Below are 14,230 nucleotides of genomic sequence, written 5' to 3'. Positions count from 1 at the left end.
CGTGGATTTAGCGCTCCTCTACAGCGGCGGGAAGGACTCGACGCTCGCCGCTCTACTGCTCGATTCTTTCTACGACGTGACGCTCGTCACCGGTCGGTTCGGGGTCACCGACGACTGGAAGCACGCCCGCGACGCCGCCGACAGGCTCGGGTACGACTTCGACACCGTGGAGTTGGACCGCGAGGTGGCCGAGGACGCCGCCGACCTGATGGTCGAAGACGGCTACCCGCGAAACGGCATCCAGCGCGTCCACGAACACGCCCTCGAACGGGTGGCCGAGTTGGACGTGACCGCCGTCGCCGACGGGACGCGCCGGGACGATAGGGTGCCGACCGTCTCCCGCGCGCAGGCCCAGAGCCTCGAAGACAGACACGACGTCGATTACCTCTCTCCGCTCGTCGGCTTCGGCCGCCACGCCGTCGATAGACTCGTCGACGAGACGCTCGACGTGGAGTCGGGGCCCTCGGAGCGCATCCCCAAAGCCGACTACGAGGGCGAGCTCCGCGCGCTACTCACGGACCGACACGGGTCACAGAGCGTCTCGGCGGTGTTTCCGGACCACGAACAGACGTACGTCCGCGGGCTGAAGTGACGGTTCGAAACGAAAGCCGAACGACTCTTACCCCGAGGCTGTCACCGGCCTCGTAATGGTCGCTCTCGAACCCGGTATCGTCTACTCTCTCGTCGCCGCCGTCGTTTGGGGGACGTACATCTTCCTTCTGAAGCAGTACTTCGGCGGCTACCCGGGGGCCGTCGTCACCGTCGTCGTCAACGCCTTCGCCATCCTCTGGTACCTGCCCGTCACCGCGACGCAGACGAACGCGCGGGCGTTGCCGAGTCTCGGCGAGTTGGGCCTCTACGGCGTCGCCGTCGTCGTCGGAACCGGCGCACTCGTCGGCATCGCCTTCGTCCTCTTCGTGGACGCACTCGCGGAGGGCGACGTCTCCTACGTCGCGCCCATCAACAAACTCGCGCCCGTCTTCGTCCTCCCCATCGAAGTCGTCCTCCTGAACCAGTTCCTCGGCCCCCTCCAAATCACGGGCGTCCTCGTGGCGACGCTGGCCGTCTACGTCGCCAACTACCGCGGCGGCGCGCTCTCTGACCCCCTCCGGCGGGCCGTCCACTCCCGCCCCGCGCAACTCGCCCTCGCGAGCGCCGCCTGTTACGCCGCGAGCGACGTGGGAAAACGCTTCGCGCTGCAGGAACTGGCCATCCCGACGGCCGCCTGGGTTCCCGTCCTCTTCGCCGCGGCGGGACTGGCCGTCCTCCCCGTCGCCCTCCGCCGGTGGACGAGCGTTCGCGGCGCGCTTCCGAAGTTCGCCGCCGCGGGCGCAGTCGTCGCCCTCGGCGAACACGTCACCTCCACGGCGTTCGCACTCGTCCCCGCGAGCGTCGCCTCGCCCATCGTCAACACCCAAGCCATCGTCGCCGTGATTCTCGGCGGCGTCCTCCTGCACGAGCGTCACTTCGGCATCCGACTCGTCGCGGCGGTACTCGCGGTTGCGGGCGTCTCGCTCATCGCCGTCGGCGGCGACTTCCGCTCTATCGGCGACGTGGTGGCCGCGCTTCCCTTCTGAGGACCCGTCGCGTTCTCGCCGACGAACGGCGGCGACAGCTCCCACGTCCGGGAGAGTGGGTTTATCGCCGGACACGACGAACGACTAGCAATGTCGGAGAAAGTAGCGGAGAGCGACGGTCGAGACGCGATGGGGAAGGGTATGGCGGTCGGTCTCGCCGTCGGGGTCGCGATCGGCGTCGCGATGGACGATCTGGCGATCGGAATCGCCGTCGGGCTGGCTCTGGGACCCGCGTTCGGAGCCGGATGGCCGAAGCGGGAGTGACCGACGGAATCGTCCCGAACGGTAGCGCGGTTCGTCCCGTCGAGAAGACTTATCACCCGTTCAGAACGAATCCGAGCCGATGCCCTCCAGACGCACGTTCATCCGCGCAGTCGGCGGTGCCGCCGCACTCGGCGGCGCGGGCTTCGTCCTCTCGGGCCGCCGCCTCCCCGGGACCTGTCCGTCGCGAAAAGACCCCACGTGGGAACACGACGGCGAGGACTGGACGACGCCCGCCTTCGGACCGAACGCCCTCTTCCTCGGCGAACGGTTCGGGATAACGGGGTTCGACGGACCCACCCGCCTCGCGGCCCTGCAACCGTGGGACGGCGAGGCGGCGTGGGCGCGGACGACGACCGGTTCGGGGTGGGGTCGGCCGGCCGTCGCCGGAGAGACGGTCTACGCCGGAACCGGGAACGAGACGGTCCACGCGTTCGACCGGGTGACCGGCGACACGCGGTGGGTGTGGGACGGGAGCGAGGAGGACACCATCGGCGGCGGCGCGTGGGCGCGCCCCGCAGTCGCCGACGGCACCGTCTTCGTCCCCGTCTCGACGGCCGCCACCGCGAATCCGGACCCCTCCGACGACGCGGACTACGACCACCGCGTCGTAGCTCTCGGGGCGACCGACGGCGAGGTTCGTTGGACCGCGCCGATAGACCGACCGACCTTCTCGGACCCCGCGGCGGTCGCGGGAACCCTCGTCGTCGCCACGGAGTCGGGGACGGTGTACGGTCTGGACCCCGGGGACGGGTCCGAACGCTGGGTCGTCTCCCGCGCCACCGGCGTCCGGCAACCGGTCGTCGAGTCCGGGGACCGCGCCGTCGTCGCGGACGACGGATCGGTCGTCGCTCTCGACGCGGAGACCGGCGAGGCGGCGTGGACGGCATCGACGCCGGGGACGCCGACGGCGCTCGACGCGACGGACGGCCGCCTCTTCCTCGGCGACGGCGACGGGAACGCGGCGTCGTACCGCCTCGACGACGGCGAGGAACGGTGGCGGTTCGGCGCGGAGGCGCCCGTCGGCGGCATCGCCGGTCTGCGCCCCGCGGCCGATCGAACCGAGTCCGACCGAACCGCCCGCGCCGACGAGGCGTCCGTCGAAGCGTACGTCGCGGACCAAATCGGATACGTGTACGGCGTGACCGACGCGGGGACCTGCGTACGGAGATTTCGGGCCTCCGAGAGTCGGTACGACAACCGGTGCGGGTGGCTACCCGACCACGTCACGATGAACGGCGCGGCGATACGGAGCGACGGGTTGTACGTCTCGACGCGGTGGGGGGCCGCGCGGTTCGAAATCGACGGCGACTGAGGAGCGTCCGCCGTCCGCGCGGATTCGAACGGCGGCGCGTCCGCGTTCAACAGTTTCAAGCGCGACACCCGCGAATCGCGGCACATGTACGACCGACTCAAGGGCTTTCGGGATTTCTACCCCGAGGAGATGTCCGCCCGGCGGCAGGTGTTCGACACGGTGGAAGACGCCGCCGCGCGCTACGGGTTCCGCGAAATCGGGACGCCGACGCTCGAACGGACGCAGATGTACGTCGACAAGAGCGGCGAGGAGATAGTCGAAGAGTTGTACGCCTTCGAGGACAAGGGCGGCCGCGAGGTGTCTCTGACGCCGGAGTTGACGCCCACCGTCGCCCGGATGGTCGTCGCCAAACAGCAGGAACTGTCGAAGCCCATCAAGTGGTACTCGACGCGGCCGTTCTGGCGCTTCGAGCAGGTCCAGCAGGGTCGCTTCCGCGAGTTCTACCAGACGAACGTGGACGTCTTCGGCTCCGAAGCGCCGGAGGCGGACGCCGAAGTGCTCGCGTTCGCCGCAGACGCGCTGACCTCCCTCGGTCTGGAGGCCGACGACTTCGAGTTCCGCGTCTCCCACCGCGACATCCTCGGCGGCCTCCTCGACGCCTTCGAGGGCGAGGTGGACACCCGCGACGCCATCCGCGCCGTGGACAAGCGCGCGAAAGTCGAGGAGGAGGAGTACCTCGGTCTGCTCTCGGACGCCGGCCTCTCGTACGACGACGCCCAGAAGTTCGACGACCTCATCGCGACCGGCGACTTGGACGCCATCGCGGAGTTCGGCGGCGACGACGTGGAGTCGGCGGTGGAGAACCTGCGGGCGGTCCTCTCCGCGGCGGAAGACTTCGGCGCGGGCGAGTACTGCGAGGTGTCCCTGACGACGGCCCGCGGCCTCGATTACTACACGGGCGTCGTCTTCGAGTGCTTCGACTCCACCGGCGACGTGTCGCGGGCGGCGTTCGGCGGCGGCCGGTACGACGACCTGATAGAGTCCTTCGGCGGTCAACCGACGCCCGCCGTCGGCGTCGCACTCGGCGACGCGACCCTGCAACTGCTCTGTCAACGCGCGGGTGTCTGGCCCGACGAGGAACTCTCGACGGACTACTACGTCCTCCAGATCGGCGACACCCGCGAAGTCGCCGCCGACATCGTCCGCGAACTCCGCGCGGCGGGGAACGTCGTCGAGACGGACGTCTCCGGCCGGAGTTTCGGCGCGCAGATGGGGTACGCCGACTCCATCAACGCCGAAACCGTCGTCATCGTCGGCGAACAGGACTTAGAGAACGGCGAGGTGACGATAAAGGAGATGTCGTCGGGCGACCAGACCACCGTCCCCGTCGAGGAGTTCCCCGGCGACGACGACGCGCCGACGTACGAGGACTACGAGTAACCGAACAGGGGGAGACGACTGGCCGTCAGACCTACTGTCGGCCGCAGTCGCCTCTCTACGATGACGGACACGAGGCCAAACGTCCTGTTTCTCTTCACCGACCAAGAGCGGGCGGACCTCGTCGCCCCCGACGGACTGCCGGTCGAGACGCCCAACATCGACCGACTCCGCGAGTCGGGGACGTGGTTCGACCGCGCGTACACGCCGACGAGCATCTGTACGAGCGCCCGCGCGTCCGTTCTGACGGGGTTGTACCCCCACGCCCACGGCATGCTGAACAACAGCCACGAGGCCGACGCGATTCGGAAGGACCTCCCCGAGGACCTGCCGACGTTCGGCGAGTTGCTCGCCGACGCGGGCTACGAGAACGGCTACGTCGGCAAGTGGCACGTCGGACAGTCCCGCGGCCCCGAGTCGTTCGGCTTCGAGTACTTCGGCGGGAGCGACGACCACCACGACAACTTAGACGACCGCTACCGCCGCTACCGCGAATCGTTCGACGTAGACGACGAGGAGATAACGGACCGGGTGTACGCCGAGTTCGGCGGCGAGGAGATGCTCGTAAGCGGCACCACGTCGCTCCCGCCGGAGGCGACGCGGACGTACTTCCTCGCGGACCTCACCGTGGACGCGATAGAGCGACGGGCGGAGGGCGACGACGCCCCCTTCTTCCACCGGACGGACTTCCTCGGCCCCCACCACCCGTACGTGATTCCGGAACCGTACGCGTCGATGTACGACCCCGACGACATCGACCCGTGGCCGACGTACGCCGAGACGTTCGACGGGAAACCGCGGGTGCACGACCAGTACCGCCGGTACCGCGGCGTCGAGGAGTTCGACTGGGAGACGTGGGCCGAACTCGTCGCGAAGTACTTCGGCTTCGTGACGTTCATCGACGACCAAGTCGGGCGGATACTCGACGCCCTCTCGGAGGCAGGGTTGGACGAGGAGACGATAGTCGTCCACGCCGCCGACCACGGCGACTTCACCGGGTCGCACCGCCAGTTCAACAAAGGGCCACTGATGTACGAGCAGACGTACCGAGTCCCGCTCATCGTCCGCGACCCGACCGAGGAGACGGTGCCGGAGTCCGACGCGTTCGTCGGCCTCCACGACCTGATGCCGACGTTCCTCGAGTGGGCCGACGCCGACGTCCCCGACGGAATCCACGCGCGGAGTCTCGGTCCCCTCCTCTCGGGTGACCGCCCCGCGGCGCGGCCCGACTCGGCGTACGCGCAGTACCACGGCGACGAGTTCGGCCTCTACTCCCAGCGGATGGTCCGCACCGACCGCTACAAGTTCGTCTACAACGGCCCGGACACGAACGAACTGTACGACCTGCGGGAGGACCCGAACGAACTGCGAAACCTCGTCGAGCACCCCCACTACGCGGACGTGCGCCGGGAGATGCAGGACCGACTGGTCGAGCGGATGGAGGAGGTGGACGACCCACTCGCGGGGTGGGTTCCGAAGACGTTCGCGTGACGCGGCGTCCGGCGACTCAGAGGTAGCCGAGGTCGGAGAGTCGTTCGCGCGTCGAGTCGGTCATCGACACCTCGCCGCCCGCCTCGGCGTGTTCGAAGGAGTCCAACCACTGGTCGAGGCGGTCCGAGAGGAGTCTCGTCCGCTCTCGGTTCTCCGCCGCGCGGTTCCGCGCCGCCGAGGCGTCGCCCGCGCCGCCGACGCGGCGGTATCGCTCGGAGCCGTCGGACCCGCGGACGTACTTCTCCTCCCGGGTCCGAATCGCCCGGAGAGACCGGTCGAACGCCCGAATCCGGTCCGGAATCTCGCCGAACCGCTCGCGTAAGGACTCCGGCGACGGTTGCGGGGCGAGGTACTCGGCGAAGACGGCGCGCCGCGGCGACGCCTCGGCGTCGGGGTGGAGCGACCGGCCCTGCGACTGCCGCCGGAGTTCCGGGTCCTCGACGCCCGCCGCGTCGAGGAGCGTGGGGGCCAAATCGAGCGTCTGGACGAGTTCGTCCCGGCGGCCGCCGCCGTCGAACGGGCCGCCGCGGAACACCAAGGGGACGTGCAACAGGGTGTCGCGGAGGTTGTACTGGTGGCCGAAGAAGCCGTGGTCGCCGACGTTCTCGCCGTGGTCGCCGACGGCGACGAACACCGTGTCCTCCCACTCGCCCGCGGCGGCGAGCGTCTCGCGGATGCGGGCGAGTTGGGCGTCGAGGTAGGCCAGAGACCCCCGATAGAGCGCTTCGAGGGCGTCGAACTCGCGGTCGGTCAGGGAGTACTCGCCCACGTCGTACGCTCTCGGGTCCTGCCGGAGCGACATCGCCTCCTCGTACGTCGTCCCGGACGGGAGGTACGGTTCGGCGTACTCCCGCGGCGGCCGGTACTCCGCGTGCGGTTCGATGAAGTTGAGAAACAGGAAGAACGGCGACTCCTCGCGCCGTCGAAGCCACGATTCGAGCCACGCCGTCGTTCGCTTCGCGCCGTCGCCGGGTGCGAGTTCGTCGTAGACGAGGTTCGCCGCGTTGACCAGCGGGTTCCCCTCGAACAGTCTGTCTCCGGCGGCGCGCAGTTTCGCCATCGGATGCTCCGCCCGCGTGACGGTGCCGAGGTCCGTCTCCGACTGGATGTACTGCCAGCCCTTCCGAAGCGTCTCGAAACCGCGGTCGAACCCGAACTCCGCGGTCACCCACGTGTTGTTCGAGACGCCGACCGTCTCGTACCCCGCGTCGCGGAACGCCGCCGCGAGCGTTCGGAGCGAATCGCCGAGGTAGGTGTGTCCGCCGTGCGCCCCGTGCCGGGAGGGGTAGGTCCCGGTGAACATCGACGCGTGCGAGGGGAGCGTCCACGGCGCGGCGGAGAACGCGTTCGCGAACTCGGTTCCCGACGCCGCGAGGTGAGCGAGCGTCGGCATCGGCGAGGACGACGCGGGTACCGTATCCCGCCCCCGAACCGTGTCGAGGACGGCGAGGACGACGTTCGGCCCGGTCATCGCCGACGCACCTCCGTCGGGTCGGCGGCGTTGGGCGCGCCGCCGGGGCCGAGACGCAACTCGGTAGACATTGACAGTCGTGAGGTTACGGCCCTCGGATTTTGGCTTTCGGGCTGTATATACCGCCCGCGGCGAGAACCGTCGGCGATAAGTCCGGAGAGCGGCCATCACCGGACGTGCGCGCGTTTCGCCTCGCTTACGACGGCCGGCCGTTCCACGGCTTCCAGCGGCAGCCCTCGGTTCCGACCGTCGAGAACGCCCTGCTCTCGGCGCTCTCCGGCCTCGGCGTCACCGACGACGAGGAGACGGTGCCGCCGGGGTACGCCGCCGCCGGACGGACCGACGCGGGCGTCTCCGCACTCGCGCAGACGGTGGCGTTCGACTGCCCCGAGTGGTGTTCGCCGCGGGCGCTGAACAGTCGACTTCCCGGAAGCGTCAGGGCGTGGGCGGCCGCCGACGCCCCCGACGGCTTCCACGCGACCCACGACGCCGTCCGAAGGTCGTACGTCTACGACCTCTACGCGCCCGATATCGACGACGAGGGTGCGCGCGCCGCGGCGGACGCCCTCTCGGGCGAACGCGACTTCCACAACCTCACGCCGGACGAGACGGGGACGGTTCGGGACCTCTCGCTTTCGGTCGAACGCGACGGCGACTTCCTCGTCGTCCGGGCGACGGCGGGCGGGTTCGCCCGCGAACTCGTCCGCAGACTCGTCTCCGTCGTCCGCGGCGTCGGAGGCGGTGACCTCGCTCTCTCGGACGTGGACCGCCTCCTCGGCCCCGAGAGCGTCGAGGGGCCGGACGGAGTCCCGCCCGCGCCGCCGGAACCCCTCGTCCTCGTCGAGGCGGCGTACCCCGAGTTGACGTTCGAACGGGACGCCGACGCGGCGGCGAGTGCCGCCGAGGTGTTCGGACGACGGCGACGCGACGGCCTCGTGCGGGCGCGCGTCGCCGGGCGCATCCGCGAGGGCGTCGAAGGTACGAAATCTCGGTAGCCCTCACGAGCCGAACACAAGTATCATAGCAACGACGACGGTGGTCCGCGCCCAGTACACGCCGTATGAGTTACGACGCGGTCATCTTCGACGACGACGGGGTGTTGGCGGTGCCGACGGCCACCGACGTGCGCCGACGGGCGGTTCGGACGGCGTTCGCTGAGTTCTCCGTCGAACCGACCACGGAGGGCGTAGACAGCGTCGTCCACGGGAGCATCGCCCGCATCCGGCGCGTCTGCGACGTGCACGGCATCGACCACGAGGAGTTCTGGAAGCGACACGAGGCGGCGGCCGCGGCGGCCCAAATCGAGGCGATGGAGCGCGGCCGGAAGACGCTCTACGACGACGTGTCGGCGCTCTCCGGACTCGACCAGCCGATGGCCGTCGTGGGGGACACCCAACGCGAGGCGGTCGAACACCTCGTCGACCGGTTCGGACTCGAAGACCTGTTCGAGGCGGCGTACGGGCGCGAACCGTCCGTCGAGGGGTTCAGACGACGCAAGCCGTCGCCGCACTACCTCGCTCGCGCCGTCGAGGAACTCGGCGCGGAGAACGTCCTCTACGTCGGCGACAGCAACGTGGACGTCCTGGCCGCGAGTCGCGCGGGCGTCGACTCCGCGTTCGTCCGCCGCCCCCACCGCGCGAACTACGAACTCGCCGCCGACCCGACGTACGAGGTGCGGTCGCTCCGGGACGTCGTCTCCCTGTGCTAACGTTTTTATTCCACTTCTTCGATACGTCGGTGATGCGAAAGAATCCCTCCAGCAAGGAAGACGCACCCCGCGACGCGGCGATGGAGTTCACCGTCGGAGCCGCACTCTTCGGCCTGATATCGGGCATCGGGTCGATGTTCGGGTCGAACTTAGGTGTCGTCGGCGTGGTCATCTCGTCGGTCGCCACCCTCGTCGGCGTGTACGTCGGCGGCGTCCGCGTCGCGCGCGGCATCGGAATCGTCGTCGAGGCGTTCGCGCCCGCGCCGACCGAAGCGACGTAATCACGCCCACTCGTCGGGCCAGAGATTCGCCGCCCGCATCCCCGCCTCGAAGTCCTCGGCGCGGAACGCCGCCGCGAGCGTATCGGCGTCGAGTCGCGGCACCTCCGTCTCCCCGGCGAGTTCCCGGACCAACAGAGCGGTGAGCATCGCGTGTTCGCGGATATTTCGGTCGTCCACCTTGTCGCGAGTGTCGGCGTGGGTGTGGCCCCACCCCCGCCCGCGTTCGCCGCTATCGCTGTGGAGTTGTAAGGCGGGGACGCCCGCCCGGACGAAGGGCCACTGGTCGCTGAACGGGTGCGGTTCGGGCTTTATCCGAATCGGGTGCCGCGTCCGGTCGGAGACACGGCGGGCGACGCGTTCGGTGGCGTCGGAGGTGTGCGTCATCGCCACCAAGTCGCGGAACCGACCCGCGCCGTCGACGTTGACGACGGCCTTCAGTCGGTCGTCGTCGAATTCGTCCGCGAGTCGTTCGGAACCGAGCAGTCCGGTCTCCTCGCACCCGACGGCGGCGACGCGGACGCCGAGGGGGAGGTCCATCGCCGCGAGGATTCGCGCCGCGACGACGACGGTGGCGATGCCGCACCCGTTGTCTAGCGCGCCCTCCGCGATGTCGTGGGCGTCGTAGTGGGCGACCAAGAGGAGTTCCTCGTCGGTGTCGGGGCCGACGCGCCCGACGACGTTCCGACTCTCGCCGGGCGTCGTCTCCGCCTCCACGGTCAGGCGCGCCGTCACGCCCCGGTCGGCGTAGTCGGTCAACCACGCGCCGGACTCCTTGCTGACGCCGACGGCGGGCGCGACGGCCTCCTCGCCGAACGTCAAGGAACCGGTCGGCGGCAGTTGACCGGGGACGTGGTTGACGAAGACGAACGCCTCCGCGCCGGAGTCGACGGCGTAGCCGAACTTCTCCATCCGGTGGACGAACCGCCCGCCCGAGGGCGTGGTGGTCGAGGCGACGGCTATCTTGCCGTCTACGTCCGCCTCGTCTATCTCGTCGGGCGTCCCGTGGCCCACGTCTGCGAGTTCGCCCGTCACGTCGCCCGACGGCGAGTACGGGAGGGCGACGGCGTCGAAGGTCCGTTCGTCGGGCGCGGTGAGGCGGAGTGTCGATCTCCCGCGGTGCCACGCCCGCATCTCGAACGGTCGCTCTCGAACGTCTTCGACGCCCGAACCGCGGAACGCCTCGGCGACGAGTTCCGCCGCGCGCCGTTCGCCGTCGCTCCCGCCCATGCGGTTTCCGATGCTGGTGAGGCGGGTGAGAAACTCCCACGCCGCGTCGTCGGTCCACGCCCGCCCGAGGGCCGCGGCCGCCGCCGCGTCCGCGTCCGCCGGTGAGTCGCGTCGGTCCATACCGCGGGGTCGTCCGTCGCACCGATAGGGGTTGCGGGGAATCCGGGTGGGCTACTCGCCGTCCGAGAGCACCGTCAGGTGCGTCGGCGGGACGCGTTCGGTCGTGTAGACGGCCTTCCCGCGCTTCCGAATCTCGCGCCCGGACTCGCGGAGGCCGGCGGCGTCCACCCGGAGGACCGCCGGGTCCGGGGCGTGGCGCGACCCCACTTCCCGGGCCTCCTCGACGGACTCGGAGAGGTGTACCTCCCGCCGGTTCATCGGTTTCAGCCCCTCCTCGCGGATGGCGTCCAGATTCCGCGGCGCGGTGCCGTGGTACAGAACGTCCGGAATCGGGTCGTCGGCGTCGGCGTCTGCTTCGGGGTCGTCGCCCGCGTCCGCGTCGAGGTCCACGTCGATGGAGTGTCCGTACGCGGCCCGGATGCGCCCGTCGTCGCGTTCGAATCGCCCCTTCGGGTCCGTGGCGACGACACCCCGGAGTGCCTCTTCGTCCGCCCAGTCGTACTTCCGTTCGACCGCCGCCAGTAGGTCGGCGAACTCGGCCCATCCGGCCTCGGAGACGGTGATACCCGCGTCGTCGGGGAAGTGCCGGAGCGCACCGCTGACGAACTTCGAGAGCCGAGTCCGTCGCTCCGACGAGAGGACGACGCGCCCGCCGACGCCGCAGACGGGACACGCGTCCCCGTCGAAGAACCCGTGGTCTCGACAGCGACGAATCGCACCCATCGTCGGAGCAAGGGGACGGGCGCTAAAGAGCCTGATGAACGACCGAACAGACTCGTACCAACGACATACTAGCCCTAAATATTATTCTCTGCGGACACGAAACTGTGGGAACGATGCCGCAATGTGAAAACTGTGGTTCGTTCGTCACCGCGGAGTACGTCCGAGTTTTCGCCCCGGACGAGATGGACAACCCCCGTGTGTGTCCGAACTGCGAAGACAAGGTCAGGGACGGAGCGGAGGTTCGCGAGGCGCGCGCGACGCGGCACTAACCGAATCCGGGACTCGATACGTAATCGACGGATCACCCCCTAGCGGACGCTACGTCGCCGGCGTGAGGCGAACCGTCTGACGCGTCGAAGGCATCGCTCGTCGGTTCGTGCGACCGAGTACGGAGACGTGCCGGTCGGTGCCCTCAGTCGTCCTCTTGTTCGCCACCTCCGCCTTCGCCGCCACCTCCGCCTTCGCCGCCCTCACCGCCTTCTCCACCTTCGCCTCCCCCTCCGCCTTCACCGCCTTCTCCGCCGCCTTCGCCTCCCTCTCCCCCCTCGCCGCCGAGTCCCGAACACCCGGCGAGGGCGAGAGCGAGTGCCGATGTAGCGCCTGTAACGACTCGTCGTCTGGTCGTACTGCGGGCCATGAGCGACCCTTCGGGCGTCCGAGAGAAGTACTCTGTGCGCGTTCGATGGTAATTCACGTTCGCGAACCGCTCTCGGCGCCGCGCCGCCGAACGCGCCACCGCACCGGAATTGGCAAGGCTTACCACGACACCGGCGTTGTGAGGACGTATGAGTTCGGTTCCCGAGCGGAGCGAAATCGAGCGGGAGTACAAGTGGGACGTCGAGGACATCTACGCCAGCGACGACGCGTGGGAGGAGGCGTTCGAGGCCGTCAGAGAGCGTCTGGACGAACTGTCCGCCTACGAGGGCCGCGTCACCGAGAGTCCCGAAACCCTCCTCGAACTGCTCGAACTGCAGGAGGACATCATGCGAGAGGTGTCGAAGGTGGCCAGTTACGCCAGCCTTCGGAGCGCCGAGGACACGCGGAACCAAGAGTACCAAGCGCTCTCGACGAAAGCGCAGTCGCTGGCGTCGCAGGCGTCTTCCGCGGCCAGTTTCATCGAGCCGGAACTGCAGGAACTCGACGAGTCCGACGTCGAGGAGTTCGTCGAGGAGGAACCCGCCCTCGCGGAGTACGAGCACTTCTTCGACGACGCCCTCCGGATGAAGCCGCACACTCGCTCCGCCGAAGTCGAGGAACTCCTCGCGGAGTTGGGCGAGGTGGCGGGCGCGTCGAGCGACATCTACAACATGCTCTCGAACGCGGACATGACGTTCCCCACAGTCGAGAACCCCGAGGGCGAGGCCGTCGAGATATCGCAGGGCAACTTCACGAAACTCCAGAAGCACCCGAACCGCGAGTTCCGCCGCGAGGTGTACGAGCAGTTCTACGACGAGTGGGAGGACGTGCGCAACTCCGTGGGGACGGCGCTGAAAAACAGCGTCAAGAAGGACGTGAAGTACGCCCGAGCGCGGAACTACGATACCGCCCGGGAAGCCGCCCTCGACGGCCCGAACGTCCCCGTGGAGGTGTACGACAACCTGCTCGAAACCGTCCGCGACAACCTCGATTACCTCCACCGCCACGCCGAGTTGAAGCAGGAGGCACTCGACGTCGATGACCTGCGGATGTGGGACCTCTACATGTCGCTGACGGGCGAGGAGGGTCCCGAAATCACCTACGAGGAGGCGAAGGAGTACATCATCGAGGCCGTCGCACCCCTCGGCGAGGAGTACCAAGAGCGACTCGCGGAGGGCTTGGAGTCCCGGTGGGTGGACGTCTACGAGAATCGGGGCAAGCGCTCGGGCGCGTTCTCCTCGGGCACGTACGACACCCAGCCGTTCATCATGATGAACTACCAGGACGACATCGCCTCGATGTTCACCCTCGCGCACGAACTAGGCCACTCGATGCACTCGGAGTTGGCGAAGGAGGCGCAACCGTGGCAGTACGCCGACTACGAGATTTTCGTCGCCGAAGTCGCCTCGACGGTCAACGAGACGCTCCTGACCCACTACCTCCTCGAAAACGCCGAGGACGACGAACTCCGCACGCACGTCTTAGACGAGTACCTCGAACGCTTCCGCTCGACGCTGTACCGCCAGACGATGTTCGCGGACTTCGAGTTGCAGATGCACGAGATAAGCGAGGAGGGCGGCGCACTCACCCCGGACCGGCTCGACGAGATGTACGGCGACCTGAAGGCGGAGTTCTACGAACCCGCCGAGACGGACGACCGAATCGGACGCGAGTGGATGCGCATCCCGCACTTCTACTACAACTACTACGTCTACCAGTACTCGACGGGCATCTCCGCCGCCGTCGCCATCGTCGAACGCATCCTCGAAGAGGGCGAGGACGCCGCCGCGGACTACCGCGAGGCACTCGCCCTCGGCGGGTCGAAGTACCCCATCGAGGTGTTGGAGACGGCGGGCGTGGACATGGCGTCGCCCGAACCCATCGAGTCCGCGGTGTCGGTGTACGGCGAGTACCTAGACGAGATAGCGGAGTTGCTGGACCTCGAATAGAAACCGAGAGGGCGGCTTTTCCTCGTTTCCAGCGGTTCTATCTCGGGGTTACGCCTCCACCGACCGCAAACGCTATGAGACATAGTGATCGATA

General features: G+C 68.5%; 15 protein-coding genes. 11 read left to right on the top strand and 4 right to left on the bottom strand.

The window, feature by feature from the left end; genetic code table 11:
• The first annotated feature begins 1 nt into the window (after position 1).
• The 6 genes from BLS11_RS00710 to BLS11_RS00690 all read left to right on the top strand — a co-directional run bounded on the left by BLS11_RS00710 (position 2) and on the right by BLS11_RS00690 (position 6,021).
• Entirely contained in the window at positions 2-592 is a 591-nt protein-coding gene (locus BLS11_RS00710) for a DUF7411 family protein (RefSeq protein ID WP_092531503.1), read from the top strand.
• A 55-nt stretch (positions 593-647) separates the two neighbouring features.
• Positions 648-1,577 carry an EamA family transporter gene (locus BLS11_RS00705; RefSeq protein ID WP_092531501.1) on the top strand — a complete coding sequence of 310 codons (930 nt, stop codon included), beginning with the start codon at positions 648-650 and terminating at the stop codon, positions 1,575-1,577.
• A gap of 90 nt (positions 1,578-1,667) precedes the next feature.
• On the top strand, positions 1,668-1,841 hold the full coding sequence (locus BLS11_RS19210) for a glycine zipper domain-containing protein (protein WP_175454339.1): 174 nt from the start codon (positions 1,668-1,670) through the stop codon (positions 1,839-1,841).
• A 79-nt stretch (positions 1,842-1,920) separates the two neighbouring features.
• On the top strand, positions 1,921-3,153 hold the full coding sequence (locus tag BLS11_RS00700) for an outer membrane protein assembly factor BamB family protein (RefSeq protein WP_092531499.1): 1,233 nt from the start codon (positions 1,921-1,923) through the stop codon (positions 3,151-3,153).
• Between the two features lie 84 nt (positions 3,154-3,237).
• Positions 3,238-4,533 (top strand): histidine--tRNA ligase, encoded by a 1,296-nt coding sequence (gene hisS, locus BLS11_RS00695; protein ID WP_092531497.1) that lies wholly within the window; start codon positions 3,238-3,240, stop codon positions 4,531-4,533.
• A 60-nt stretch (positions 4,534-4,593) separates the two neighbouring features.
• On the top strand, positions 4,594-6,021 hold the full coding sequence (locus tag BLS11_RS00690) for a sulfatase family protein (protein WP_092531495.1): 1,428 nt from the start codon (positions 4,594-4,596) through the stop codon (positions 6,019-6,021).
• A 16-nt stretch (positions 6,022-6,037) separates the two neighbouring features.
• On the opposite strand, the gene BLS11_RS00685 is transcribed toward BLS11_RS00690, so the two are convergent.
• Positions 6,038-7,492 (bottom strand): sulfatase, encoded by a 1,455-nt coding sequence (locus tag BLS11_RS00685; RefSeq protein ID WP_092531493.1) that lies wholly within the window; start codon positions 7,490-7,492, stop codon positions 6,038-6,040.
• 176 nt (positions 7,493-7,668) lie between these two features.
• Between BLS11_RS00685 and truA the strand changes: the two genes are divergently transcribed.
• The 3 genes from truA (at position 7,669) to BLS11_RS00670 (ending at position 9,481) form a co-directional block, all read left to right on the top strand.
• Entirely contained in the window at positions 7,669-8,487 is an 819-nt protein-coding gene (gene truA, locus BLS11_RS00680) for a tRNA pseudouridine(38-40) synthase TruA (protein WP_092531491.1), read from the top strand.
• Positions 8,488-8,552: 65 nt separating this feature from the next.
• On the top strand, positions 8,553-9,200 hold the full coding sequence (locus BLS11_RS00675; RefSeq protein WP_092531489.1) for an HAD family hydrolase: 648 nt from the start codon (positions 8,553-8,555) through the stop codon (positions 9,198-9,200).
• Between the two features lie 32 nt (positions 9,201-9,232).
• Positions 9,233-9,481, top strand: a complete 249-nt coding sequence (locus BLS11_RS00670; RefSeq protein WP_092531487.1) for a hypothetical protein — start codon at positions 9,233-9,235, stop codon at positions 9,479-9,481.
• Here BLS11_RS00670 and BLS11_RS00665 read toward each other — a convergent pair whose 3' ends face one another.
• Entirely contained in the window at positions 9,482-10,828 is a 1,347-nt protein-coding gene (locus tag BLS11_RS00665) for a M28 family peptidase (RefSeq protein ID WP_092531485.1), read from the bottom strand. It abuts the gene before it with no gap.
• Between the two features lie 51 nt (positions 10,829-10,879).
• On the bottom strand, positions 10,880-11,551 hold the full coding sequence (locus BLS11_RS00660) for an RNA 2'-phosphotransferase (RefSeq protein ID WP_092531483.1): 672 nt from the start codon (positions 11,549-11,551) through the stop codon (positions 10,880-10,882).
• Positions 11,552-11,664: 113 nt separating this feature from the next.
• Here BLS11_RS00660 and BLS11_RS20060 point away from each other — a divergent pair, with 113 nt between their 5' ends.
• Complete coding sequence (locus BLS11_RS20060; RefSeq protein ID WP_449404953.1) at positions 11,665-11,820, top strand: DUF7563 family protein; 156 nt, start codon at positions 11,665-11,667, stop codon at positions 11,818-11,820.
• 49 nt (positions 11,821-11,869) lie between these two features.
• Here the strand turns inward: BLS11_RS20060 and BLS11_RS19205 are convergent, their stop codons facing one another.
• Entirely contained in the window at positions 11,870-12,061 is a 192-nt protein-coding gene (locus tag BLS11_RS19205) for a hypothetical protein (protein ID WP_092531481.1), read from the bottom strand.
• 275 nt (positions 12,062-12,336) lie between these two features.
• Here BLS11_RS19205 and pepF point away from each other — a divergent pair, with 275 nt between their 5' ends.
• Positions 12,337-14,136, top strand: a complete 1,800-nt coding sequence (gene pepF / locus BLS11_RS00650) for an oligoendopeptidase F (protein ID WP_092531479.1) — start codon at positions 12,337-12,339, stop codon at positions 14,134-14,136.
• Positions 14,137-14,230 lie beyond the last annotated feature (94 nt).

It is taken from the genome of Halopelagius longus (assembly GCF_900100875.1).
Lineage (GTDB): Archaea > Halobacteriota > Halobacteria > Halobacteriales > Haloferacaceae > Halopelagius > Halopelagius longus.
The sequence above is the reverse complement of the archived record's forward strand: the minus strand, read 5'-3'. Positions and strand labels throughout refer to the sequence as shown.

Excerpts from the sequence above, each read along its gene's own strand:
- BLS11_RS00670 (WP_092531487.1), top strand. The coding sequence starts at position 9,233 with ATGCGAAAGAATCCCTCCAGCAAGGAAGACGCACCCCGCGACGCGGCG.
- pepF (WP_092531479.1), top strand. The coding sequence starts at position 12,337 with ATGAGTTCGGTTCCCGAGCGGAGCGAAATCGAGCGGGAGTACAAGTGG.
- hisS (WP_092531497.1), top strand. The coding sequence starts at position 3,238 with ATGTACGACCGACTCAAGGGCTTTCGGGATTTCTACCCCGAGGAGATG.
- BLS11_RS19210 (WP_175454339.1), top strand. The coding sequence starts at position 1,668 with ATGTCGGAGAAAGTAGCGGAGAGCGACGGTCGAGACGCGATGGGGAAG.
- BLS11_RS00685 (WP_092531493.1), bottom strand. The coding sequence starts at position 7,492 with ATGACCGGGCCGAACGTCGTCCTCGCCGTCCTCGACACGGTTCGGGGG.
- BLS11_RS00665 (WP_092531485.1), bottom strand. The coding sequence starts at position 10,828 with ATGGACCGACGCGACTCACCGGCGGACGCGGACGCGGCGGCGGCCGCG.
- BLS11_RS00675 (WP_092531489.1), top strand. The coding sequence starts at position 8,553 with ATGAGTTACGACGCGGTCATCTTCGACGACGACGGGGTGTTGGCGGTG.
- BLS11_RS00700 (WP_092531499.1), top strand. The coding sequence starts at position 1,921 with ATGCCCTCCAGACGCACGTTCATCCGCGCAGTCGGCGGTGCCGCCGCA.
- BLS11_RS00705 (WP_092531501.1), top strand. The coding sequence starts at position 648 with ATGGTCGCTCTCGAACCCGGTATCGTCTACTCTCTCGTCGCCGCCGTC.
- BLS11_RS20060 (WP_449404953.1), top strand. The coding sequence starts at position 11,665 with ATGCCGCAATGTGAAAACTGTGGTTCGTTCGTCACCGCGGAGTACGTC.
- BLS11_RS00660 (WP_092531483.1), bottom strand. The coding sequence starts at position 11,551 with ATGGGTGCGATTCGTCGCTGTCGAGACCACGGGTTCTTCGACGGGGAC.
- BLS11_RS00690 (WP_092531495.1), top strand. The coding sequence starts at position 4,594 with ATGACGGACACGAGGCCAAACGTCCTGTTTCTCTTCACCGACCAAGAG.